The sequence below is a fragment of the Nocardia sp. CA-129566 genome (assembly GCF_050956075.1).
Classification (GTDB): domain Bacteria; phylum Actinomycetota; class Actinomycetes; order Mycobacteriales; family Mycobacteriaceae; genus Nocardia.
This window is the reverse complement of record NZ_CP192085.1, coordinates 2,144,570-2,167,328: the sequence shown is the minus strand read 5'-3', so window position 1 is coordinate 2,167,328 and position 22,759 is coordinate 2,144,570. Positions and strand designations below refer to the sequence as shown.

Here is a 22,759-nt window from a genome sequence, read left to right as displayed (position 1 = left end):
GGCGGCACCGCTGAGGCACGCCAGCGATATCACCGGAGCCGCACACCCCAGCCTCGTGTCCGCAAGGGCCGCGGCCAACGAACCGAGTCGAAGGGCGGCACCGCTGAGGCACGCCAGCGATATCACCGGAGCCGCACACCCCAGCCTCGTGTCCGCAAGGGCCGCGGCCAACGAACCGAGTCGAAGGGCGGCACCGCTGGGCGCGCCAGCGATGACGCCGGAACTACACCGGAGCCGCACATCCCGGCGTGGTGTCGGCGAGTGCCGCGGCCAGCGAACCGACGCGACGGAACGTCGTGGACAACCCGGTGATATCGATGACGCGGTCGACACAGCGCGCGGTGGTGATCAACACCATTCGGTGATCGGCCTTTTCGGCCGCCGCCTGGGCCTCGATCAGTGTCGTGAGCCCGGCGGCGGCAAAAAAGGTGACCGGTGAGAGATCGACGACCACGATCGATTCCTGAAAACCGCAGGCGCGCAATAGCTTATCCCGCAGCCAGGGCGCGGTGCACAGATCGACTTCACCGGCGACGACCACCAGCGTCACATCGCAGCGTGGGTGGCTCACCGAGAACTGGATGATCCGAGCACGGGGCGCGGCCGAAACAGCGACGCACTCACCGTGTTTCGGTCCGTCACGGTCACCGGGTCGCCCTGCCGGATAAGCGAAGTGGGTGGACATGCGCTGGCTCCTGCGGTCCGGGGTGCAGACCTGGTCACACCAGTGAAGCAGGGTTCGCCGGGTCTGTACAGAGACGGCGCGTGGCGCGATTCGCGGGAACCGGAGCGCCGTACCGGACGACTGAGTGATCATGCATCACACCGCACTGGCAGCGCGTCGGCACGCGGCCAATGGCGATCGCGCCGGACGTATCGAAAGACCGACCCCGCCCACGAGGCGTGCCGCTGTGCTGGCCTTGGCCATCGGCGCCATCGCCGTCACCGGATGTTCGACCACGGTCACCGAATCAGCGACCACCGCACCCGCCGCCGCGACCGAGGGCGTCACCAAATATCCGGTCACCATCGAGAATTGCGGTCAGAGCTACACATTCACCGAGGCTCCGAAGCGGGTCGTGGTGATGAACGGCGGCTCCATCGGCGAGATCTCATCCCTGGTCGCTCTCGGCGTCGGCGACCGCGTGATCGCCAACGCCCAGTCCTACGGCACCTCCGAGGTGCCCGGCCGCGCCGCCGCCATCGCCGCGCTGCCGACCGGCGGCATCACCCCGAACAAACTGCAGGACATCCCCCGCGAGGCCATGCTCGCCCAGCGACCCGATCTCGTCATCTCCACCGGGGGTGGCGGCTTCTCGGCCGACCAGGGCTTCGCCACCCGCGCGGAGCTGTCGGGCGCGGGCGCCAATACCTATGTGCCCCGGACGAACTGCGGTGTGACGGGCGCGGTCACCGGCACACCGACCATCGAGGACAGCTACGCCATGCTGCGCGATCTCGGGACGATCTTCGACGTACCCGGCCGCGCCGAGCAGCTCATCAACGACATCGCAGGCAAGATCACCGCGACCGCCGCGCGGGTCACCGCACGGCCCGAGAAGAATGTGCTGCTCATCTTCCCGGGTATGGACATGGGTGGTGCGGGCGACTTCTCGGCCATCGCTGCGGGTGGCATCTGGAACGACATCATCGGGCGGGCCGGTGCGGTGAACCCGTTCAACCGCACGGACGGCACGACTTTCGTGACGATCAGCAGGGAGCAACTCGCCGTCACTGCGATCGACGGCCTGATCGTGGTCAACTACCGCAATCCCGATATCGACGGGACAGCCAAGCGGATCCTCGAACAGTTCCCGCAGTGGAATGCGAGCAAGAACACCAACTACACGGTGCTCTCGGATTCGATCTACCTCGGTCCGAGCAATGACATCGCGGTGGCGACAATCGCCGGACTCGTTCACCCAGAACAGTTCTGACCGATGCCGCGCACCCTTCGACAGCAGCGACCGCTGGCCACCACACCCCTGCCCATCGCGATCACCGTCGCACTGGCAATCCTGTGCGCGGTAATGCTGATATCCATCGGCGCGGGATCGGTCACCGTCTCGATCGCCGATACCGGCCGGGTCATCCTCGCCCACCTATCGGGTAGGACACCGGATGTCGGATTCACCGTAGACCAGATCGTCTGGAACTATCGGCTGCCCAGGGTCATCCTGGCCGCGCTGTGCGGCTGCGGGCTCGCGGTCTCCGGTGTGATTCTGCAGGCACTGGTGAACAATCCGCTCGCCGATCCCTATGTGCTCGGCCTGTCCTCCGGCGCTTCGCTCGGTGCGGTGACGGTCATCGTCACCGCCGGTGCGGCGCTCGGCGGTATCGGCGTGTCCGCCGCCGCCTTCCTCGGCGCGAGCGGCACCGCCGCAGTGGTTTTCGCACTCGGACAGCGGCGCGGCACGCTCGCCCCGACGCGCCTCGTACTGGCCGGTGTCGCCGTCGGATATCTGCTGCTGGCGGCGACCAACTACCTGCAACTGCGCGCCACGCCGAATGAGCTGCGCGCGGTGATGTTCTGGACCATGGGCAGTGTCTCCGGCGCGAGCTGGTCGCGACTCGGTCCGGTCACGCTGGTGGTTCTCGTGGTCGTCGCGGTCGTGCTCGCGTTCGGTCGACGCCTGGATGTGCTCGGCACGGGTGATGAGCAGGCGACCGCGCTGGGCGTCGATGTCCGCACCACCCGAATAGTTCTGCTGGTGCTCGCCTCCCTGCTGACCGGTGTACTGATCGCGGTGGCGGGCGGTATCGGCTTCGTCGGCTTGATGATTCCGCATCTGGTGCGCCTGACATTCGGCATGGACCATCGCCGGGTGCTGCCGCTGGCGGCCCTGCTCGGTGCGGCGTATCTGGTTGCGGTGGACTTGCTTTCGCGCACCGTCGACGCCCCCAACGAACTACCGCTCGGCATCTTCACCGCCGCCTTCGGGGCGCCCTTCTTCCTCTGGCTGCTGCGCCGCGACGGAGGCATCGCATGACCGGCCGCCCCGTCCATAGATCGGGCAGCCGGGCGACCGCCGAGCTATCGGTTGTCGGGGTCAGCGTGGGGCTCGGGGGTGCGCGGATATTGGATGCGGTGACGTTGCAGGCGCCGCCGGGCGCGGTGGTGGGTGTGGTCGGGCCGAATGGGAGCGGTAAGACGACGCTGCTGCGGACGATCTACCGGTCCTTGCGGCCGGATCGGGGCGTGGTGCTGGTCGACGGCGCGGATATCACCGGAATGTCCGTGCGGGGCGCGGCCAAGACCACCGCCGCGGTCCTGCAGAACGGGGCCGGATCACCCGAGCTCACCGTCGCGGAAATGGTCGGCCTCGGCCGCAATCCACATCACGCGCTCTTCAGCCGCGATACCGCCGCCGACCATGCTGCCGTCGAAAAGGCCATGGCGCGAACGGGTGTCACCGCGCACGCCGGTCGCACCATGGGCTCCCTGTCCGGCGGCGAGCGCCAGCGCGTGCTGCTGGCCAGGGCACTGGCACAGCATCCGCGTCTGCTCGTCCTCGACGAGCTGACCAACCATCTGGATGTGCGCGCCCGATTCGAGCTGCTCGCCCTGGTTCGCTCGACCGGTATCACCACGCTCGCGGTGCTGCACGAACTCGACCTCGCGGTCCGGTGTTGCGATCGTTTGGTCGTGCTCGATCACGGCAGGGTCGTCGCGGCGGGGACGGTGCTCGAGGTGATGACACCCGAGCTGCTGCGCACTGTCTTCGGCGTCAATGCGCGGGCCGAGCAACACGATGACGGAGTCGTCCGATTGCATTACGCCGCAGAGCCTTTGGCCGCCGAGTGAGCGGGAAGTGCGCGCGACGTCGAGGAGCCGATCGCCCCCTGCGCGACGCGCGGGCGGGCGACGGCCATCCGCACCTGATCGACGACGACGCGGCGGGCGATGGACAGCAGCCAGGTCCGGGCGCTGGCGCGGCCCTCGAATCGCTTGATGCTGCCCAGCGCGCGCAGATAGGTCTCCTGCGTAAGGTCATCGGCGCGCGACAGCTCGGTGAGATGGGCCAGCAGCCGCCAGACATCCCGTTGAGTGGCCCGGATAAAAGCTTCCAGAGCTCGTCGATCCCCGCGCGCCGCCGCGAGTGCTAGCTGAGTCGTCACGTCATCCTCGGCGGGCGTCGGCATGACGTCGAGTAACCGGCGGCCTCGGCGCGAGTGACGGAGCCGAGCTGCGTGGAGGCCGGGCATCGGATACAACCCGCGGGAACTTTGTCGTGCGCCGAACCGACAAAGTGGATGTGGAGTGCAAGGTATGCCGGACCGCGCTATCGGCCCGGATCGATGGCGAACGCGAAACCGTGCCCGCGGCGCGCGTGGACGAACACCTGGAACAGTGCCCGGAGTGCTGTTCCTGGTACGCCGTCGCCGTGCAGACCTCGCGCCTGCTGCGCGGCGGTTCGTCCTACGCCCCCGACCTCACCGACGCCATCTTCGCCGCCGCCGACCTGGAGCGCCCACGCGGATCGCGGTGGCGCACAGCACTGTCCGGAGTCGGCTGGTCCGAATGGATCCGGCTGCTGCTCGGCCTGCTCGGTGTCGTGCAGTGCGCACTGGCGCTCGGCCAGTTCGCCGGATCGGACTTCGGCATGACCCACCACCATGGCGCCGAGCTGACCCAGCATCTGATGAACGAATCCACCGCGTGGAGTCTGGCTATCGGCATCGGATTCATCTACTGCGCGGTGCGGCCGTACGCGACCTCGGGCGTGCTGCCGGTGCTCGGCGTGCTGGTCGCGACGCTCACCGCATTCGTCGTCGGTGATCTGTATTCCGGAGCAGTGCCGGTCTCCCGGGTGCTCTCGCACGGCATCCTGGTCGCCGCACTGGTGCTGGTCGTGGTGGTGCATCGCACCCGCCGACCGCAGACCGCACCGCCGACCCGCACGAGCGATCCGCTGCCCACCGACCTCGTCCTGCCACCCGGCGCCCGATTCGGCCGCCGCACCGGCCATCTGCGCTCGGCCCCGGATCGCTCGACCCAAGATCCCGCCGCCTGACCGAACGGAACCACATGGACACAGCATCACGCAGCGATTCGATGAGCAGTGGCGGTCGGGCGACGAGTGGGCTGACAGCATTGACCGAGCGCGGTCGCGCGACGGATAAGCCCGACCTCGCCGCCGCGGCGCAGCGCGGCACCGTTCGCATCTCGCTCGCTGTTTCCGGCATGACCTGCGCCGCCTGCGCGAACCGAGTGGAGCGCAAACTCAACAAAGTCGAGGGCGTGCTGGCATCGGTGAACTACGCGACCGGCGTCGCCACCGTCGATGCGGCCGAGGACATTTCGGCCGAACGGCTCTGCACCGAGGTGGTCGCGGCGGGCTACGGCGCGGAGCCGATCACCGAGGGCACCGGCCCGATCTCCTCGGCCCCCGAGGAGGCCGCGGTCCGAGATCTGTTCCGCCGCTTGGTCGTCGCGCTACTGCTGTTCTTCCCTCTCGCCGACCTTTCGGTCATGTTCGCGATGGTGCCGGCGGCCAGGATCACCGGCTGGCAGGTCATTCTGACCGTGCTCGCACTGCCGGTGGTGGTGTGGGCGGCCGCGCCGCTGCACCGAAAGGCGCTGGCCGGGGCAAAGAATTTCACCGCGAGCATGGACACCCTGGTATCGGTCGGTGTGACGACCGCGACGCTGTGGTCACTGGACACCATGTTCCTGCACGCGGACCGGACCGCAGCTCCCGACGGCGTATGGGACGCGTTCTGGTCCGGTGATTCGATCTACCTCGAAGCCGCCGCCGGCGTCACCACCTTCGTGCTCGCCGGACGGTACTTCGAGGCGAAGGCCAAGCGGTCGGCGGGCAGCGCGCTGCGGGCACTGGCCGCGCTCGGCGCCCGCGAGGTCACGGTGTTGACTCGCGACAATCGCGAAATGCGCGTCCCCATCGGCGAACTCGTCGAGGGACAGCGCTTCGTGGTGCGCCCGGGTGAAACCATCGCGACCGACGGCCTGGTCGTCTCGGGTGCGTCGAGCGTCGATGCCAGTGCCATGACCGGCGAATCCATACCGGTCGATGTGACCGAGGGTACGGCGGTGATCGGCGGCACCACCGCACTCACCGGCCGCCTGATCGTTGAGGCGGCCGCGGTGGGCGCGGATACCAAGCTGTCCGGCATGATCCGACTGGTCGAACAGGCGCAGACCGGGAAGGCGCGCATGCAGCGCATCGCCGACCGGGTCTCGGCGGTATTCGTCCCGTTCGTCTTCGCCGTGGCCGCTGGCACCTTCCTCACCTGGTGGCTGCTCGATTCCGGAATCGAGCGCGCCGCCGCGGCCGCCTTGGCGGTGCTGGTGATCGCATGTCCGTGCGCGCTGGGGCTGGCGATTCCGACCGCGCTGATGGTGGCCTCCGGACGCGGTGCGCAATTGGGCATATTCATCAAGGGCCATCAGGCGCTCGAGGCCACCCGTGATGTGGACACGGTGGTACTGGACAAGACCGGAACCGTCACGAACGGGGTCATGAGCGTCGTCGCGGTGACCGTGACCGACGCGCTGACCGAAGCCGAGGTGCTGCGGCTGGTCGGCGCGGTGGAGGCGGCCTCCGAACACGCCGTTGCCGCGGCCATCACCCGGCATGCCACCGCAACGCGGGATGAGCTGCCGCAGGTCGAGTCCTTCGCGGCGCTACCGGGATTGGGCGCGTGTGGCATTGTCGCGGGCCACGAGGTGCTGGTCGGACGCCTGCGCCTGCTGCACGATCGCGGTATCGACGTGCCGCGGCCGCTGAGTCGCGCTGTGCGCCAAGAGGAACGGGCCGGACGCACCGTGGTGCTCGTCGTGATCGACGGTGCGGCCAGCGCGGTGATCGCGGTCGCCGATACCGTCAAGGACTCCGCCGCCGACGCCATGGCCCGGCTGCACGCCCTCGGCCTGCGCGTCATGATGTTCACCGGCGACAACGCCTATGCCGCCCAGTCGGTCGCGGACGAGATCGGCATCGATGAGGTTGTCGCCGAACTGCTTCCGGAGGGCAAGGTCGAACTCATCGCCCGCATGCAGGAGCAGGGTCGCCGCATCGTGATGGTCGGCGACGGCATCAATGACGGGGCGGCGCTGGCCACCGCCGACCTCGGCATGGCGATCGGAGCCGGCACCGATGTCGCGATCGCGGCCGCCGATGTGATCCTGGTCCGCGATGATCTCGGGGCCGTCGCCGATGCCATCGAACTCGCGCACGCCACCCTGCGCACCATCAGGGGAAATCTGGTGTGGGCCTTCGGCTATAACGTGATCGCCATTCCGGTGGCCGTGCTCGGGTTCCTGAACCCGCTGATCGCCGGTGCGGCCATGGCGTTCTCGTCGTTCTTCGTGGTCTCCAACAGCCTGCGACTGCGTCGCGTTCGGCTGGCGCGCTGAGTCAGCGGCGCGACCGCGCCAACTGCTCCAGCATCGCGTTATAGGCGGCGAGTTCGGAATCCCCGTACTCGTCGTCCTTGCGGTCGGTGCGCACCGCGGTGCGACGATCCTGGGCCACCCACTGGGTCAGCAGTGCGCCGACCACGAGCAGGATCGGGATTTCGCCGGAGACCCAGGCGATGCCGCCGCCGACCCGCTGATCGGCCATCAGGTCCAGGTGCCATGGCAATTGCAGTTGTTGATAGAACCGCTCGCCGATGGTGGTGTTCATCGACATCACCGCGACACCGAAGAAGGCGTGAAAAGGCATGATGGCGAACAACATGCCGAGCCTGCCCAGATGCGGCAGGCGACGCGGGCCGGGATCGATACCGATGATCGCCCAGTAGAACAGATAGCCGATGATCAGGAAGTGCACGTTCATCAGCACGTGCCCCCAGTGATAGCGGATCAGATTCTCGAACAGCGGCGTGAAGTACAGGCCGTAGAGCGAGAGCACGAACGCCGTGATCGCGGTGCCGGGATGGGCCAGAACCGCGGTCGGGCGCGAATGCAGGATCCACAACACCCATTCGCGCATACCGGGAACCGCATCCTTCGGGGCCGCGGGCACGGTGCGCAGCAGCAGGGTCACCGGTGCGCCGAGCACCAGCAGCACCGGCACGAACATATTCAGGGCCATATGCGTGATCATGTGCATGCTGAACATGGCGTAGCCGTAGGTGCCGATGCCCGATGATGTCGAAATCAGCAGGGCCACACAGCCGCTCGTCCACGACAGGGTGCGCCGGGTCGACCAGGTATCGCCGCGTCGCCGCAGTCGCAGCACACCCGCGAAGTACAACCCGATGCCAGCCAACGCGGCGGTGCCGAGGACGATATCGAAGCGCCACATGGTCATCAGCCGCCAGAGGTCGGCCCGGCCCGGCAGATCGAAACCGAGGAAGACCTCCTGGGCCGTGAACGACCGATCGGCGAAGGCCGGGGCAGGTTGTACCGCCATCGCCACCGATGCGGCCGTCACCAACACCGACAGCGCACCGGTACCTGCGATCAGCGGCCGCGTGCGAGGCAGCGAATCCGATTCGGCCGAAATCTTTCTCAATATCAGTCCGATGCCGATGGCCGCCGCGACCATCAGCAGCGCCAGCCGTCCATAGCCGGTTCCGAACAGCGCCGACCACGGCAACAGGATCGCGCCGAGCACCAGACCGCTGGCGGTGGCCGCGGCCAGACACAGCAGACCGATGCGTGCGTAGCGTCGAACCGCGGTCGCTACATGGGAATTCGCACGGCCCACCTGTGCCGCGACACACCACGCCGCGCCCGGCAGCACCGAGACCGCCAGCTGGAAGATGATCATCGCGCCGGTCCCGAAGTCGTGATTCGGTCCCTCACCCGCATTGCCGACCAGCGCGGGCGGCAGCACCGCCAGTAGCGCGAGCACTGTCGGTACCACAAGGCCGGTCCAGGACAAGGTCAGCCGCGTCACCAGCGCGACGACACCGGCCAGCACCGCGACGACGATCCAGGCCTTGGGCTTCTCACTCGCATCGATCAGCGCGCCGATCGCACCCCGCTCCAGTGCGGCGCTGATCGACAGTCCGCCCACAGTGGCCGCGCTGACCGGAATCAAGATCAGGGCCGAGACCAGCCACACCAGACTCGCGCGCTCGGCCACCCGGACCCCGGCATATCCGTCCACATCGACGTGCCCGCGCGCGGTGACCACGGTGCAGCACAGCGCATAGATCAGCGCGCCGACGGTGACCGCGCCCGCCAGCGCCGCCACCACTCGCAGCGCGACATAGATCAGGACGTCGGGGAATCCCGGATACGCGAGCCCGGCCCGGCGGTAGGGCATATCTCCGGCCGCGCTGACGGAGATGAGGACGACGGCACCGGCGGCGACCGCCGCGATCAGCCAGATGAGGTGGTCGGGCGAGCGCTTCACCTGCACGTTTTTCCACCAATCCGCGAAACCGAAGGGGTGTGACGGGCAGCGGATGTGCCAGCCCTCGCACATAAGTCGACTGTGGCCCGGTGCTGGTTCCCGGGCCGCAGGCGGTGCGACGAGCGTCACATGGCGGATCGCTCAGGCAAGTCGAAGGTGACCGCGACCGGGGCGTACTCGGATTCCGGATCGTCGACGTCGGTGGCGAACGCACCGGATTCGTCGATACCCCAGCCTATTTCAGTTCCTTGGAAAATCTACAGACACAGGACCCAGGTCACCGATCCCAGCCAGATGGGGAAGCATATGGCAATCGACCCCTGGGTAGGCGTTACTGGAGCTGGAGCCTCGGTCGCGGAAGCGGTGGGAGCCACAATAGAGCCAACGCCAAGGGATAGTGCGATTGCGGTTGCGGCAACAGAGCTTGCGATCTTGGTGTACATCTTCTCTGCCTTCTCACTTGAACCTTGCACCACACTGGTGCTCGAGCACGAAACGCGAGAAAGAAGCGTTTCATCCAATATATGATTCGCCTTGCAACTATCATCTCTGCGATCCACGTAGTCTACTAGGGACTTTCGGCCCCCTTCGCCGCGTCGAGAAGTTGGGGGAAGGCCGGGTTTTCCGGTCGATATTCGATCGAATTCGAGTATCAGGAACCGACGATTACCCGGTTATATCCTTTTTATTCCGATATCCGGTCCATTTTCCCCGTCGCGGCATCATCAAATCTTGGCGGAGCGCTCAGGCGAAGTCGAAAGTGACCACGACCGGGGCGTGATCGGATTCCGGATATTTGACATCGGTGGCGAACGCACCGGATTCATCGTGCAGCAACTCGTTGTGGATCTCCGCGCCACGGTAGTGGGCCAGCAGATTGCGGGTGACCAGGATGTGGTCGAGCATCTGTCCCTTGCCCTGGTGGAACAGCGAGTACCGCGCGGATTCGGGGATGGTGTTCTCCAGCGGCACCAGCACCCGCCCGGCCAGCGCGCCATTGCCGGTGTCCTCGACGTCGCCGCGAATGGCGACCAGCGCCACCTCCTCGGCGGTGGCATTGAAGTCGCCGCCGACCACGATGCGCGCGTCCCGATCCTGGTCCAGGATCTGGTCGACCAGCCGCCGGACCTCCAGCGCCTGGCTCATCCGCTTCATCGAGGAGATGAACGAACCCTCGGCTGCCGCGCCCGCGCTGCGCCAGGTGAAGGTATTGAGCTTCTGCCCGGGAATGTCGGTGGGCAGCTTCGACTTCAAATGCACCACGATCACATGCAGCGGTGCGCCGTCGATATTCAGCTCCACATGCAGAATCGGCCGCTCGACGCGAATCGCCTGCGGTGCGACGGCGGGTGGATCCGCGGTCAGCATCTGATAGACCGGCGCGGCTACGAGCGTATTGAGCAATTGCGTGTGCCCGGTCACCGGCAGCGAGGTGACCAGCACCAGATTGCGCTGATCGAATACTTCTCCATTGGCGGTTTGCGTCGAAACGACATTCGCCCCAGCCAATTTCGTGCCGGAGAGCAGTTCGGCCAGGGCGAGTAGTGCCCGTGGCTGGCCGGGCCTTTCCTGTCCGTGCACTTCTTGCAGACATAAGATATCGGCCCGCAACCGCTCGATCTGCGGCCGCATTACCGCGATCCGATCCGCCAACGACGGCGTGCTCGCATTCGGCACCGTCTCGTCGAAATTCTCCACATTGAATGTGGCGATACGTAGGGTGGTCATGACACACCGATCCACTATCAGGCCCCGACCGACTTATCGATTACGACCCGATTCTCACTCGGCCGACGCCCGAACTCTTGCGTAGCGACTACTCGAATTCCCCGATCAATGCGGCGATCGGGGTGCGTGTTATGGCTCGTAGGCCGCTGGCTACGGCTCTGCCCGAGGTGCTTCGGTCTCGGCTTTGGCGTGTTCGGCGACCGCGGCGGCATGTTTGGCGCCCGAGCCCCAACCGACATGCAATTCCGAGCGCATGCGATCGACCATGTGCGGGTAGTGCAGTTCGAAGGCGGGACGCTCGGAACGGATTCGGGGCAGCTCGTAGAAGTTGTGCCGTGGCGGCGGGCAGGTGGTGGCCCACTCCAGCGAGTTGCCGTAACCCCACGGATCGTCCACGGTGACGACCTCGCCGTAGCGGTAGCTCTTGAAGACGTTCCAGATGAACGGCAGCATCGACGCGCCCAGGATGAAGGCGCCGATCGTGGAAATGGTGTTCAGCGTGGTGAATCCGTCGCTGGGCAGGTAGTCGGCGTAACGACGCGGCATGCCCTCGGCACCCAGCCAGTGCTGCACCAGGAAGGTGGTGTGGAAGCCCACGAGCGTGGTCCAGAAGTGCCACTTGCCCAGTCGTTCGTCGAGCAGTCTGCCGGTCATCTTGGGGAACCAGAAGTAGATACCGGCGAATGTCGCGAAGACGATGGTGCCGAAGAGCACATAGTGGAAGTGCGCGACCACGAAATAGCTGTCGGTGACATGGAAATCGAGTGGCGGGCTCGCCAGGATGACACCGGACAAACCGCCGAACAGGAAGGTCACCAGGAAGCCGACCGAGAACAGCATCGGCGTTTCGAAGGTCAACTGTCCGCGCCACATGGTGCCGATCCAGTTGAAGAACTTCACGCCGGTCGGGACCGCGATCAGGAAGGTCATGAACGAGAAGTACGGCAGCAGCACGGCGCCGGTGGCGTACATGTGGTGCGCCCACACCGCGATCGATAGGGCACCGATGGACAGCGTCGCGTACACCAGGGTGGTGTAGCCGAACAGCGGCTTGCGGCTGAACACCGGGAAGATTTCGGTGACGATCCCGAAGAACGGCAACGCGACGATATACACCTCGGGGTGGCCGAAGAACCAGAACAGGTGCTGCCACAACAGGACTCCACCGGTGCCCGGATCGTAGATATGCCCGCCCAGATGCCGGTCGAAGGCCAGCGCCATCAGCGCCGCGGTCAGAATCGGGAAGGCGAGCAGGATGAGGATGCTGGTGACCAGGATGTTCCAGGTGAAGATGGGCATCCGGAACATGGTCATGCCCGGACACCGCAGGCAGATCACCGTGGTGATCATATTGACGCCGCCGAGAATGGTTCCGACACCGGAGACCGCGAGGCCCATGATCCACAGATCCGCACCCGCACCCGGCGCATGCTCGATGGTGCTCAGCGGGACATAGCCGGTCCAGCCGAAGTCGGCCGCACCGCCGGGGGTGACGAAGCCCGCCGTGGCGATCGTGGCGCCGAATAGATACAGCCAGTAGCTCAGGGCGTTGAGCCGGGGGAAGGCCACATCCGGCGCGCCGATCTGCAGCGGTAGGACGCAATTGGCGAAACCGAACAGGATCGGCGTCGCGTAGAACAGCAGCATGATCGTGCCGTGCATGGTGAACAGCTGGTTGAACTGTTCGGTCGACAGGAACTGCATGCCGGGGCGAGCCAGCTCACCGCGCATCAGCAGCGCGATGAGACCACCGATGAAGAAGTAGGTCATCGCGGTGGTCAAATACATGACCCCGAGCACCTTCGGATCGGTGGTCGTGATCATTTTCCAGAAATAGGAGCCCTTGGGCCCGACCCGCCGCGGATAGGGCCGAACAACTTCCAACTGAGTTGTAGTCACGGCCGTCGCCACCTTCCGATCGCCGAGCAGCCTTGTCCGGATTATGCGCCTGTTCGATCACCAACATGCCTGCTTTGACCCCATTGGCGCTGTTGGGTCTGCGTCTACGGTAGGAGCCGCAGCTGCGACCACGGTGCGATGTGCGGTCGCCACGCGCGTCGCTGCGTGTGAACACGCAGATCACGAGGCGGGAAGCGCAATGAAAGCTGGATTCGGTGGGCGATGCTGCACGGCCGCCCCGGGCTGTTGGCAGGGACCACCTGCGCTTCAGCGGCGGCGGGCACGCCTGTCTCGGCGCTGGCCTGGCGCGCGCGGAAGCCACGATTGCAGGCCCTGCACGAATGCTTTCCCCGATCTGCGGATCGAGGGAGCAGCACCGCATCGCGGATCGGCCAATCTGCGCGGCTACCAGCACATTCCGGTTACGCTCGGCTCGGCTCGCGCGGGTTCCCGCCGATCCGGCGACCAGATAGTGGGTCTACGAATGCCGGGGCGGGTCAGCTGATGCGAGCTTGGATCGGCTGGTCAACCGAGCGACGCAACTTCACCGCGGCGGCCGCGAACAGCGCGACTGTCAGCCAGATGTAGCCGTTGTGAAACAGCACCGTGAGGTGGCTGCCAGGGGGATAGTCGAAAATGCTGATCACCCCGGGATCGAAGAGGGAGATCAAACCGCCCGATGCGGCCGCCAGCGCCACCAGAAATCCGAGCGGTGCGGCCACCCCGCCCCGGCGCAATGCCAGATCGGCCAGATACACCAGCAGCGGTGCGAGCCAGACCCAGTGATGTACCCAACTGTACGGGGACACCGCGGTGGTGGTGAGTCCGCACAGTACGACGGCGGGCAGTTCGTATCCGGTCAGCGACAGCCGCCGCGCCAACAGCAGGCAGCTCGCCGCGATGACGAAAGCACCTGCCAGCCAGAACAATTGGTGTATTCCGTCGACACCGATGGTGCGGGCGAGCAGGCCGCGCAGCGATTCGTTGCGCGGGTTCTCCGGTACGCCGACGCGGGTGGGATCGGCGAAGGCGCCGCTCCAGAATGTCAGCGAATCCTTGGGCATGGCCGCGAGACCGATCAGGACGGTCCCGACGCATGCGCCGATCGCCGTCACGGCGGCGCGATACCTGCGGGTGAGCAGTAGATAGAGCACGAAGAACGCGGGGGTCAGCTTGATTCCGGCCGCGATCCCGGTCAGCACGCCCTTCCAGCGCGATGAATCGGGCAGTGCCATATCCGCGAGCACCAGCAACAGCAGGAAGATATTGATCTGACCGAAGGCCATGGTTTCGCGCACCGGCTCGCACCACATCAACAGTCCGGTGATCGCCAGACCCACCAGCACCAGCCGCCGGTCGCGCCGGTAGCCGAGCATCGACAATGCCGCCCAGACCGACCCGGTCAGCATCGCGAAATTCCCCAATGCGCCGACATAGGTGTACAGGTCGCCATGGAGGTCGACCAGCGGCACGAACAGCAGGGCGGCGAACGGTGTGTAGACGAACTCCCAGACGCCGCGGGTGTGGCCGAGCAATGGGGTGTCATAGACGGAAACGCCGTCGACCACCCGGTTCCCGGCGATCTGGTAGACGCCGAGATCCATCAGATGCATCATCACCTGCGGCGTTTCGAGAACCTGCACGAGATAGCAGATACCGGCGGCCGTGCCGAGCACCGAGATCGCCAAGAAGGCCGGGGTGGGGATGGTGCGGCGCTGCGGTGCGGAGGTTGCCGCGGACGGCACCGCCGCATTCTCGATCGTCGATAGTGGCACGCTCATCTCCCAGCGATCGGGTCCGGATTCGCCGCCCCACGGTAGTGGCACTCGTCGCGGGCCGCACACCGCAGCCGCGCCGCGGCCCGTGCGGGACCGATATTGTCCTCGGGTGACTGCTGGCCCACCACCGCGGATGTACGACGGACGCCCCGTCGCGGACCGGCGGGCCCAACGACGCGAGGAATTCCTGGCCGCCGGGGTGGCGGTATTCGGGGAGCACGGGTATCAGAGCACTTCGATCACCGCGCTGTGCCGGGCCGCCGGGTTGGCGCGCAGCCAGTTCTACGAGCATTTCGACAATCGCGAGGATCTGCTGATCGCGGTCTACGACATGATCCAGGTCGAGACCAGGCAGGCGGTCACCGCCGCGACGGCCGCGGTCGCATCGGGTGATGCGGTCGGCCGGGCCCAGGCGGCGGTGCGGGCCTATGCGGAGTCGATCGGTCGCGACCCGCGCCGGGCCCGGATCGCGCATATCGAGGTCGTCGGGGTCAGCGAGCGGGTCGAGCGGCGCAGGCTCGAGCAGCGCGGGCTGTGGATGGCATTCTTCGAAGACCAGATCCGGCGGGCGCTCGGACCGGATTTCGTGCCGCCCGGTGGGTTCGATGCCGCCGTGACCGGATATCTCGGTGCGCTGCTCGCCCTGGTGCAGCAGTGGAGTACCGGAGATCCGCGCACCGACCTCGCCGGGATCACCGAGGTACTGACCCGTTTCCTGGTCTGCCTGATGACGCCCTGATTCAGCGACTCGGCCGGACATTCTCCCGGACCGCGGCAATATCCGGATATCCGTTCACCGCCATCAGCAGATCGGCCTCCGCCAGCAGCATCCGGAGCACATGCACCAGACCCGAAACCCCGCCCAGCGCAAGGCCGTACACATACGGACGGCCGATCCCGACCATGGTCGCACCCAACCCGAGCGCCTTGATCACATCGGTACCCGAGCGCACACCGGAGTCGAAGAGCACCGGCACCCGATCGTCGCAGGCCTCGACCACCCCGGGCAGTGTCGCGAGCGCGCTGAGACCGCCATTGGCTTGGCGCCCACCGTGATTGGAGCAGTAGATGCCGTCGACGCCGGCATCGATCGCCCGGCGCGCGTCATCGGGATGGGAGATGCCTTTGAGAATGATCGGCAGTTCGGTCAGTGACCGAAGCCAGACCAGATCGTCCCAGGTGAGCGGATTGCCGAAGGTCTGAACCCAGTGCAGCACGATGGACTGTGGGTCGTTCGAACCGACCATCTTCTGGAAGACCGGATCGGTGGTGTAGTTCTTCAGGACGTGCCCGCGCAGCTGCGGAAAGTTGCCGCTGGACAGATCGCGCGGACGCCAGCCCGGCACCCAGGTGTCCAAGGTGACGGTGATGCCGCGATATCCGGCCTGCTCGGCCCGGCTCACCAGGCTCGCGGCGAGGTCGCGGTCCTTGGGGGTGTACAGCTGGAAGAAGCTCGGCGTGCTGCCCGCATGCCCGATGACCTCCTCCAGCGGATCTTCCATCAGCGTCGAGAAGACCGCGGGCACACCGGTTTTCGCGGCGGCCTGGGCGACCGCGATATCACCGTGCTTATCCCCGACCAGCCCGATCACCCCGACCGGGGCCATGAAGATCGGACTCGGGAAGGTGAGTCCCCACGCGCTGACCGTCAGGTCGCGCTGCGTCGCGCCGACGAGCATCCGCGGCACCACACCCCAGTCCGCGAAGGCCTCGACATTGCGCCGCTGGGTCAGCTCGTCCCCGGCGCCACCGGCGATATAGGAGTGCAGCGATGCGGGCAGCGCGGCGGCGGCCTTCGCCTCGAGCGTCGCGTAGTCCATCGGAAAATCCGGTGCGTGGCCACCGAGTGCGGCGAAGTAGATCTCGTTCTGGTAATCGGCGAACGCCACTGTTCTGCCCTTCGGTAGGGGTCGATCGGAGGGGTGGTCTCCGGTTGCCCGAATATTAGACGCTAATGTCCATGATCGGGTCCGGACGAACCGCGAAACATTCGACCACGGCACAGCGAAGGAGTCTGTGCGATGTGCGTCACAATGCCGGAGTGGTTCGCACCGGTTGACCTGCGCATCGGGTCCGACGGCCGTACCTGCTGTAGCGCGAGTAACCGCTGTAGCGACTGGTAATCCGGAACAGATGACAGATTGTGAGAACCGCGCCGTGAATCTCGACTACCTGCCCAGATCCTGCGACCACGACCTGCTGCTGGCGAATCAGATCATGAGTAGTCCACTACGCCACCTCCTACATCTGGCCCTCGGCCTGTCCACAGAGTCCATGGACCTGCTCACGGCCCTCACCGACCGACTACGGACCGCCGAGGGCGCGCTACCGGATCCCGCGACCTCCGGCGAGTTCTAGTCCGCTCCCGGCTCCGGCACCGCCTCGATGATCGAATGCGGCCCGGCCGTCGCCACCACCCGACGTAGCCGGAAGCCGCCGCGCGCGAGCAGGTCGCGGTATTCGGCCGCGGTGCGTTCCCGGCCGCCGATGGCCAGCAGCACCTCCAGGTCGAGCCAGAGACTGAAGTGCGTCCGGTTGCGCGACGGGACGACACATTCGATCAGCAGCAACCTGCCGCGCGTGGCGATCGCGGCACGCACCGTACGCAGGATTTTCAGGGCCGCCTCGTCGGGCCAGTCGTGAATGATGTGCTTGAGCACGTAGGCATCCGCGCCGGGCGGCGCGGCATCGAAGAATGAGCCGTTCTCGATCGCGCCGCGTTCGGCCACCCCGGCGCGGTCGAAGATGTCCGCGGTGGTTGCCGTGGCCGAATCCAGGTCGTAGACAATGCCTTTGGTGCGCGGTGCGGCGCGCAGGATGGCGGCGAGCAGATATCCGCTGCCGCCGCCGACATCGACGATCCGGTCGAATCGGGTGAAGTCGTAGGCGGCCAGAATTGCCCCCACCGCCAGCTGGGTGGTCACCTTCATCGCCTCGTGGAAGCCGCGGGCGAATTCGGGATTCTGCTCCAGATACTCGAATCCGGTTGTGCCGTGCGCCAATTCATGACCCGATCGACCGGTCTCGATCGCGTGGACCAGTTGCCCGCGCGAGGCCCAGACCGCGGGATGGCCGAGCATCAACAGCACCGCCCGCACGGTTGTCGGCGAGTCCGTGCGCATGCTCTCGGCCATCGGGGTGAGCGCGAAGCGGCGTCCGGGTAGTTCGGCGAAGACACCTCCGCTGGCAAGTGCCCGCAGCAATCGGTAGGTCGCGTCCGGATCGGCGTCCACCGCCGCCGCGATTCGCTGTGCCGAGCACGGGCCGTCGGCGAGCACGTCAGCGATGCCGAGTTCGGCGGCGGTGTAGAGCGCCTGGGTCATCATCCAGCCCTGGGCCAGTTCCAGCACCGCGATCGGTGCTGGCGCGAGGCGTTGGACCAGCCGTCGCAGGCGCACACGCAGGCCTTCGACGGCATGTGCGAGGCGTGGTGGCGGAACAACAGTGGGCGAGTGCATCATCGGTCTCCTCGAGCTTCGTGTTCGCACCTCCCCCGAACACCCGGTTCGGCTCCGCGACAACTGCACCGCAGCGGCTTCGGCGGGCCAACCCCTATCGCCTCCCCCTATGCGCCGCGCGCGCATCCGAAAACGCACCGTGCGAGGGCTTTTCGCGGTTACTGCGCGATTACCGCACGTCGATAGCGTCATTGGCGGGTTCGTCGACAACCACCGTGGCCGCATTCGGAATTCAGGAGCACATGATGTCGCAGTCCACTACGGAATCGAGCACGATCGGACTCCCGGCGGTGATGGGCGAACATGCGCTACACCGGCCGGATGCGGTGGCCCTGATCTGCGGCGCGCAGGAGACGACTTACGCCGCCCTGCACCGGAATTCCTGCCAGGTGGCCAACGCCCTACTGGCCGAGGGACTTGTCGCTGGCGACCGGATCGGCTATCTCGGACACGACAGCGCACGGTTCTACGAGCTGGTCATCGCGGCCGCGCATACCGGAATCGTGCTGGTGCCGATCAATTGGCGGCTCACCGTCGCCGAAATCGCGCATGTGCTCGGCGATTCCGGCTGCAAGGTGCTCTTCGTCGACGCGGGCCGCGAGGCCGCTGCCGAGAGCGCGCTGGCCGAGGTGGCTGCGGAGGTCACGCTGCATCGGATGGATCGCGCCGGGGTCGCCGGGGCGGGATTCGTCGCATGGTACGCCGACCAGCCGGATTCGCCGCCGGAGAGCGCGGTTTCGCGGTTCGACGCGCTGCTGCAGATGTACACCAGCGGTACGACCGGGAAGTCGAAGGGTGTCGTCATCGCCCAGCAGAGTCTGTTCGCGGTGCGCGATGTCCGCCACGAATCGGAGTTGGCGTGGCTGGAGGTGCCCGAGGACGATGTGGCGCTGGTGGTGATTCCCGGATTCCATATCGCGGGCCTGGCCTGGGTGGTGCAGGGATTGATCGATGGCATCGTCACGGTGGTTCTGCCCGAGTACACGCCGGGACTATCGCTCGAGGCCATCCGGACGCGCGGAGTCACCGCCGTCTACGCGGTGCCGATCATGTTGGCGCTCATCCTCGTCGAACCCGGGGTGAGTGCGGCCGATTTCGGCAAGCTGCGGTTGGTCGCCTACGGCGGATCCCCGATACCGGAGGACATGCTCGCCCAGTGCATGGCGCAATTCGGCTGCCAGTTCCTGCAATTCTACGGAATGACCGAAACCGCGACGCCCATGACGTTTCTGCCGCCCGAGGACCACTGGGTGGGCAATCCGCGGCTGCGCTCAGCCGGATTCCCCTATCGGGGCGCGCGGATCGAGGTGCTGGACCAGGACGGAAATCCGTTGGCGCCGGGTGAGGTCGGCGAGGTGGTGGTGCACGGCCCCGCGCCGATGGTGGAGTACTGGCACCGGCCCGATGCCACCGCGGCCACCCTCGTCGACGGCTGGATCCACACCGGCGATGCCGGATATCTGGATCAGGACGGGTATCTCTATATCAGCGACCGGATCAAGGACATGATCATTGTCGCGGGTGAGAACGTCTATCCCGCCGAAGTGGAGAACGTCATCGTCTCGCATCCGGCCGTGCGCGAGGCCGCGGTCGTCGGCGCCCCCGATGAACGGTGGGGTGAGACGGTGCACGCGTTCATCGCACTCGTCCCCGGACAGACCGTAACTCCGCACGAACTCACTGTGTTCCTGCGCGACAAGCTGGCCAGTTTCAAACGGCCGCAGCACTTCGCCTTCATCGACTTCCTGCCCCGCAATGCCAGCGGCAAGATCCTGCGCCGCGAGCTGCGCGACCAGTTCTGGCAGGGCCGCGAACGCGCCGTGAACTAGTGCCCGCGTCCAGATAGCTTGTGCTGTACCAACTTGGGTCCGAGAAGCTCCGTCGGGCGCAGTCGAATGGTGTTCGTACACACTGCATTCACTACACTCGGCGAGCTGCTGGAGCGGATAGCGCTGCGAGCTGCCCGGGCGCGGCACTAGTAAGGGGGCAGGGGTAGGGGTACCTCGTCGCCCATCGGCCCTGATACACCTGGTTGATACCGCGACAGTGGCTCAATCGGGAGGCGGCGCAATGGAATTCCGTGTCCTCGGCGCGCTGGATATCAGCGCCTACGGTGCCGAGATCGATCTCGGCGGGGTGACCCGCCGGGCGGTGCTCGGCTATCTGCTCCTACACGACAATCAGGTCGTCCCGACCAGCCGCATCCGCGATGCGCTGTGGCACGGGGATCCACCGCCGACGGCGCGCAAGATCGTGCAGAACGCGGTCTCCGCGATCCGCAAGGTCTTCGCACATGCGGACGGCGAATCGGCCACGGCGCTAGTGACCCAGGTCCCGGGCTATCGCCTGCGCGTCGACCCGGAAGCGGTCGACCTCTACCGCTTTCGCAAGCTGGCCCGGCTCGGCCGCACCGAACTCGATGCGGGCGCACCGGCGCGCGGGCGCCTGCACCTGCGCGAGGCGATCGGCATGTGGTCCGGCAACGCACTGGCCGACCTCGTCGAAAGCGGCATTCTCTGGAGCGAATTGACCGCCATCGAGGACGAACGCCTCAACGCCTACGAGGACTGCTTCGACGCCGAACTGGCGTGCGGACGACACCGGGAAATCACCCCGGAACTCGAATTGCTCACCACCACAGCACCATTGCGCGAAAGCTTCCACCGCCAGTACATGCTCGCCCTCTACCGCAGCGGCCGCCAAGCCGACGCCCTGAACGTCTACCACCGCTCCCGCACCGCGCTGGTCGATACGCTCGGGATCGAGCCGGGGCACGAATTGCAACGGCTGCACCACCTGATCCTGACTCAGGATTCTTCGCTGCGGCCACGGTCGTATCGGGCTCCAGCGTGAACCCGAGCCTTGCCGTCTACGGTGAGGATGCTTCATCACCGGGAATCAACGCTGGCAAGCCCATAGCTGCAGCCAGAATCTGGTTTGACGATGAGTGATCCCACTCCAGCTGGAGTGGGATCGTACCGTCCGGGCTTTGGTCATTCCTGCGGCTTGTTGCGCCATCGGTCCAGTGCGCCCGCAACCAGCGCACGAGCAGCCTTGCCGGTTACGGACTGCGCGGCCAGCGTTTCGAACGCGCGGGCGTACAGCGCAATCTCCCGAGGCTGGGTGATCGTCAGCTCTGCTGAGATCGCCTCGACCAGGACCATGCGCTCATCGAACATGACGAAGTTCGTTGCGGGCGTCAGCCATTCGGCATCGGATGGTACGACACCGAACAACATCCGAGGTATGCCCATGACTGCGAGGAGCCGGTCCAGCTGACCGGTCATAACCTCAGGGTTACCCACAGTCGTCGACAACGACTGTTCGGCTATCAGTATGTGGAACCGGTGGTCACCCCGGTATAAGACTTGTTGGCGCTCGAGGCGTTTCGATACGCCTTGGTCGACGTCGTTGGGTATTCGGTAGAACTCGACACCTCGGCGTAGTACCGCCTCGGCATACTCGGCCGTTTGGAGAATCCCAGGGATCAATACCGGTTCGTAGATCCGCATGAGCTTGGTCTGTTCGGCCAGCGACACGGACCGTTCCTGGCGTCGCCTGGTTCCCGCGTGAAGCACCCGCCGCCATTCGAGATATGCGGCTTCTATGTTGCGAACGGTGGCTGTCAGGTCCGCTAGCTGATCCTTGGTACCGGTGTGGGCGCAGTACGCGCGTAGATCCGCCTCCGAGGGGGTGCGGTCCCCGGTTTCCAGCTTGGACACCTTGGACTCGTGCCAGCCCGCCATAGCGGCGAGCTGGCGTCCCGAAAGTCCTGCATCCTTCCGGATCTCGCGGAGGCGCTTCCCGAGCGCCTCCCGCTGTTCGTGAACCGAGTTGGTCACTTCGGAATGCTGGTCGCCGGGTAGTCCTCGAACGGCGTAGCCAACTCCCACAGCCTTCGCTTCACGCTGACGCAGTGATCAACGATCCAAGCGTCCGAGGTGATGGTTACACCGAGCCCGCGCCCTTCGACATCGCGGGCGTGGAACGCAACTCGTTCGTCATCCAACAACCAGTAGTCCTCAGCGGGCACATCCCCGGCAAGCTGCCGCGGCAAATACCGGATGTCTTCCCCGGCCTGGATGTTCTGGGGTGTAGTCGTCAACATCCAGCGGTGATAGTCGGTGTGCGGCTCGGTGAGCACCCGCACCCGTCGCACTGCTACACCCCGGCCGGTTGTCTCCTCGATGAGCGACCGCCACGGACGAAACCATTCGTAGCCGCTGGCTTGCTCCCCGTCGAGGAACCGACGCAACGGTTCGGACTCTGCGGCGACGCCGTAGGAGTCGCGCACTTCGAGGTGGAACGCTTCGCGCTGGCAAGAACGAAGGAGATCCGGGTACGGATCACCTTGCAGCAGAAGCACCGTAATAGCTCCTCTCTAGTTTCGGCACCTCGATGGCCGTCTCGTCTTCGGCGAGGTCGAGCTGTGCCAGCGTGTCGGGTTCGGTGATCGGTCGGCCGGACAAGCTGAACGTACCGCGGCCGGTGTCCGTCATCGGTGCCCCGACGAATGTATTCGGCTCAGCGAACCCGAGTAGCAAGTGTGGGATCTCGACTGTGC

At 66.0% G+C, this 22,759-nt stretch carries 19 protein-coding genes and 1 pseudogene; 9 read left to right on the top strand and 11 right to left on the bottom strand.

Annotation, left to right across the window (positions count from 1 at the left end; translation table 11 throughout):
- Positions 1–223: 223 nt before the first annotated feature.
- Positions 224–685: an STAS domain-containing protein gene (locus ACQP0C_RS09605; RefSeq protein ID WP_433732559.1), complete on the bottom strand. Its 462-nt coding sequence runs from the start codon at positions 683–685 to the stop codon at positions 224–226.
- Between the two features lie 130 nt (positions 686–815).
- On the opposite strand from ACQP0C_RS09605, the gene ACQP0C_RS09600 reads away from it, so the two are divergent.
- Genes ACQP0C_RS09600 through ACQP0C_RS09590 form a run of 3 tightly spaced genes read left to right on the top strand, consistent with a single transcriptional unit; the run spans position 816 to position 3,805 of the window.
- Positions 816–1,937 (top strand): ABC transporter substrate-binding protein, encoded by a 1,122-nt coding sequence (locus tag ACQP0C_RS09600; RefSeq protein WP_433732557.1) that lies wholly within the window; start codon positions 816–818, stop codon positions 1,935–1,937.
- Positions 1,938–1,940: 3 nt separating this feature from the next.
- The gene (locus ACQP0C_RS09595) at positions 1,941–2,990 is read left to right on the top strand and encodes a FecCD family ABC transporter permease (protein WP_433732555.1); all 1,050 of its coding nucleotides are present in this window, start codon (positions 1,941–1,943) and stop codon (positions 2,988–2,990) included.
- Positions 2,987–3,805 carry an ABC transporter ATP-binding protein gene (locus ACQP0C_RS09590; protein ID WP_433732553.1) on the top strand — a complete coding sequence of 273 codons (819 nt, stop codon included), beginning with the start codon at positions 2,987–2,989 and terminating at the stop codon, positions 3,803–3,805. The genes ACQP0C_RS09595 and ACQP0C_RS09590 overlap by 4 nt, the downstream gene beginning before the upstream one ends.
- 35 nt (positions 3,806–3,840) lie before the next feature.
- On the opposite strand, the pseudogene ACQP0C_RS09585 reads toward ACQP0C_RS09590, so the two are convergent.
- Positions 3,841–4,143, bottom strand: a pseudogene (locus ACQP0C_RS09585) (sigma factor); the annotation flags it as partial.
- An 89-nt stretch (positions 4,144–4,232) separates the two neighbouring features.
- On the opposite strand from ACQP0C_RS09585, the gene ACQP0C_RS09580 reads away from it, so the two are divergent.
- Positions 4,233–5,015: a zf-HC2 domain-containing protein gene (locus tag ACQP0C_RS09580; protein ID WP_433732551.1), complete on the top strand. Its 783-nt coding sequence runs from the start codon at positions 4,233–4,235 to the stop codon at positions 5,013–5,015.
- 14 nt (positions 5,016–5,029) lie between these two features.
- Entirely contained in the window at positions 5,030–7,378 is a 2,349-nt protein-coding gene (locus ACQP0C_RS09575; protein WP_433732549.1) for a heavy metal translocating P-type ATPase, read from the top strand.
- A 1-nt stretch (position 7,379) separates the two neighbouring features.
- Here the strand turns inward: ACQP0C_RS09575 and ACQP0C_RS09570 are convergent, their stop codons facing one another.
- The 4 genes from ACQP0C_RS09570 to ACQP0C_RS09555 form a co-directional block, all read right to left on the bottom strand.
- Complete coding sequence (locus ACQP0C_RS09570) at positions 7,380–9,404, bottom strand: cytochrome c oxidase assembly protein (RefSeq protein WP_433732547.1); 2,025 nt, start codon at positions 9,402–9,404, stop codon at positions 7,380–7,382.
- Between the two features lie 672 nt (positions 9,405–10,076).
- The gene (locus ACQP0C_RS09565; RefSeq protein WP_433732545.1) at positions 10,077–11,060 is read right to left on the bottom strand and encodes an endonuclease/exonuclease/phosphatase family protein; all 984 of its coding nucleotides are present in this window, start codon (positions 11,058–11,060) and stop codon (positions 10,077–10,079) included.
- 150 nt (positions 11,061–11,210) lie between these two features.
- Positions 11,211–12,959, bottom strand: coding sequence for an aa3-type cytochrome oxidase subunit I (ctaD, locus tag ACQP0C_RS09560; protein WP_433732543.1), 1,749 nt, complete (start codon positions 12,957–12,959; stop codon positions 11,211–11,213).
- Between the two features lie 497 nt (positions 12,960–13,456).
- Entirely contained in the window at positions 13,457–14,740 is a 1,284-nt protein-coding gene (locus ACQP0C_RS09555; protein WP_433732541.1) for a glycosyltransferase 87 family protein, read from the bottom strand.
- A gap of 106 nt (positions 14,741–14,846) precedes the next feature.
- Here ACQP0C_RS09555 and ACQP0C_RS09550 point away from each other — a divergent pair, with 106 nt between their 5' ends.
- Entirely contained in the window at positions 14,847–15,476 is a 630-nt protein-coding gene (locus ACQP0C_RS09550; RefSeq protein WP_433732539.1) for a TetR/AcrR family transcriptional regulator, read from the top strand.
- 1 nt (position 15,477) lies between these two features.
- Here ACQP0C_RS09550 and ACQP0C_RS09545 read toward each other — a convergent pair whose 3' ends face one another.
- Positions 15,478–16,626, bottom strand: a complete 1,149-nt coding sequence (locus tag ACQP0C_RS09545) for an alpha-hydroxy-acid oxidizing protein (RefSeq protein WP_433732537.1) — start codon at positions 16,624–16,626, stop codon at positions 15,478–15,480.
- A gap of 244 nt (positions 16,627–16,870) precedes the next feature.
- Here ACQP0C_RS09545 and ACQP0C_RS09540 point away from each other — a divergent pair, with 244 nt between their 5' ends.
- The gene (locus ACQP0C_RS09540; RefSeq protein WP_433732535.1) at positions 16,871–17,095 is read left to right on the top strand and encodes a hypothetical protein; all 225 of its coding nucleotides are present in this window, start codon (positions 16,871–16,873) and stop codon (positions 17,093–17,095) included.
- On the opposite strand, the gene ACQP0C_RS09535 is transcribed toward ACQP0C_RS09540, so the two are convergent.
- Positions 17,092–18,198, bottom strand: a complete 1,107-nt coding sequence (locus ACQP0C_RS09535; RefSeq protein ID WP_433732533.1) for a methyltransferase — start codon at positions 18,196–18,198, stop codon at positions 17,092–17,094. The genes ACQP0C_RS09540 and ACQP0C_RS09535 overlap by 4 nt on opposite strands.
- Before the next feature lie 242 nt (positions 18,199–18,440).
- On the opposite strand from ACQP0C_RS09535, the gene ACQP0C_RS09530 reads away from it, so the two are divergent.
- Both ACQP0C_RS09530 and ACQP0C_RS09525 read left to right on the top strand, forming a co-directional pair.
- Complete coding sequence (locus ACQP0C_RS09530; RefSeq protein ID WP_433732531.1) at positions 18,441–20,024, top strand: long-chain-fatty-acid--CoA ligase; 1,584 nt, start codon at positions 18,441–18,443, stop codon at positions 20,022–20,024.
- Positions 20,025–20,265: 241 nt separating this feature from the next.
- Positions 20,266–21,048 carry an AfsR/SARP family transcriptional regulator gene (locus tag ACQP0C_RS09525; protein ID WP_433732529.1) on the top strand — a complete coding sequence of 261 codons (783 nt, stop codon included), beginning with the start codon at positions 20,266–20,268 and terminating at the stop codon, positions 21,046–21,048.
- Positions 21,049–21,188: 140 nt separating this feature from the next.
- On the opposite strand, the gene ACQP0C_RS09520 is transcribed toward ACQP0C_RS09525, so the two are convergent.
- The 3 genes from ACQP0C_RS09520 to ACQP0C_RS09510 are packed head-to-tail and all read right to left on the bottom strand — an operon-like array spanning position 21,189 to position 22,694.
- Complete coding sequence (locus ACQP0C_RS09520; protein ID WP_433732527.1) at positions 21,189–22,037, bottom strand: helix-turn-helix domain-containing protein; 849 nt, start codon at positions 22,035–22,037, stop codon at positions 21,189–21,191.
- Complete coding sequence (locus ACQP0C_RS09515) at positions 22,034–22,561, bottom strand: DUF6879 family protein (RefSeq protein WP_433732525.1); 528 nt, start codon at positions 22,559–22,561, stop codon at positions 22,034–22,036. Before ACQP0C_RS09515 ends, ACQP0C_RS09520 begins: the two co-directional genes overlap by 4 nt.
- On the bottom strand, positions 22,542–22,694 hold the full coding sequence (locus ACQP0C_RS09510) for a hypothetical protein (RefSeq protein ID WP_433732523.1): 153 nt from the start codon (positions 22,692–22,694) through the stop codon (positions 22,542–22,544). The genes ACQP0C_RS09515 and ACQP0C_RS09510 overlap by 20 nt, the downstream gene beginning before the upstream one ends.
- Between the last annotated feature and the right edge of the window lie 65 nt (positions 22,695–22,759).

Coding starts and splice junctions, on each gene's coding strand:
- ACQP0C_RS09605 (WP_433732559.1), bottom strand. CDS start 685: ATGTCCACCCACTTCGCTTATCCGGCAGGGCGACCCGGTGACCGTGAC.
- ACQP0C_RS09535 (WP_433732533.1), bottom strand. CDS start 18,198: ATGATGCACTCGCCCACTGTTGTTCCGCCACCACGCCTCGCACATGCC.
- ACQP0C_RS09600 (WP_433732557.1), top strand. CDS start 816: ATGCATCACACCGCACTGGCAGCGCGTCGGCACGCGGCCAATGGCGAT.
- ACQP0C_RS09540 (WP_433732535.1), top strand. CDS start 16,871: ATGACAGATTGTGAGAACCGCGCCGTGAATCTCGACTACCTGCCCAGA.
- ACQP0C_RS09530 (WP_433732531.1), top strand. CDS start 18,441: ATGTCGCAGTCCACTACGGAATCGAGCACGATCGGACTCCCGGCGGTG.
- ACQP0C_RS09570 (WP_433732547.1), bottom strand. CDS start 9,404: ATGTGCGAGGGCTGGCACATCCGCTGCCCGTCACACCCCTTCGGTTTC.
- ACQP0C_RS09575 (WP_433732549.1), top strand. CDS start 5,030: ATGGACACAGCATCACGCAGCGATTCGATGAGCAGTGGCGGTCGGGCG.
- ACQP0C_RS09595 (WP_433732555.1), top strand. CDS start 1,941: ATGCCGCGCACCCTTCGACAGCAGCGACCGCTGGCCACCACACCCCTG.
- ACQP0C_RS09590 (WP_433732553.1), top strand. CDS start 2,987: ATGACCGGCCGCCCCGTCCATAGATCGGGCAGCCGGGCGACCGCCGAG.
- ACQP0C_RS09565 (WP_433732545.1), bottom strand. CDS start 11,060: ATGACCACCCTACGTATCGCCACATTCAATGTGGAGAATTTCGACGAG.
- ACQP0C_RS09525 (WP_433732529.1), top strand. CDS start 20,266: ATGGAATTCCGTGTCCTCGGCGCGCTGGATATCAGCGCCTACGGTGCC.
- ACQP0C_RS09555 (WP_433732541.1), bottom strand. CDS start 14,740: ATGAGCGTGCCACTATCGACGATCGAGAATGCGGCGGTGCCGTCCGCG.
- ACQP0C_RS09510 (WP_433732523.1), bottom strand. CDS start 22,694: ATGACGGACACCGGCCGCGGTACGTTCAGCTTGTCCGGCCGACCGATC.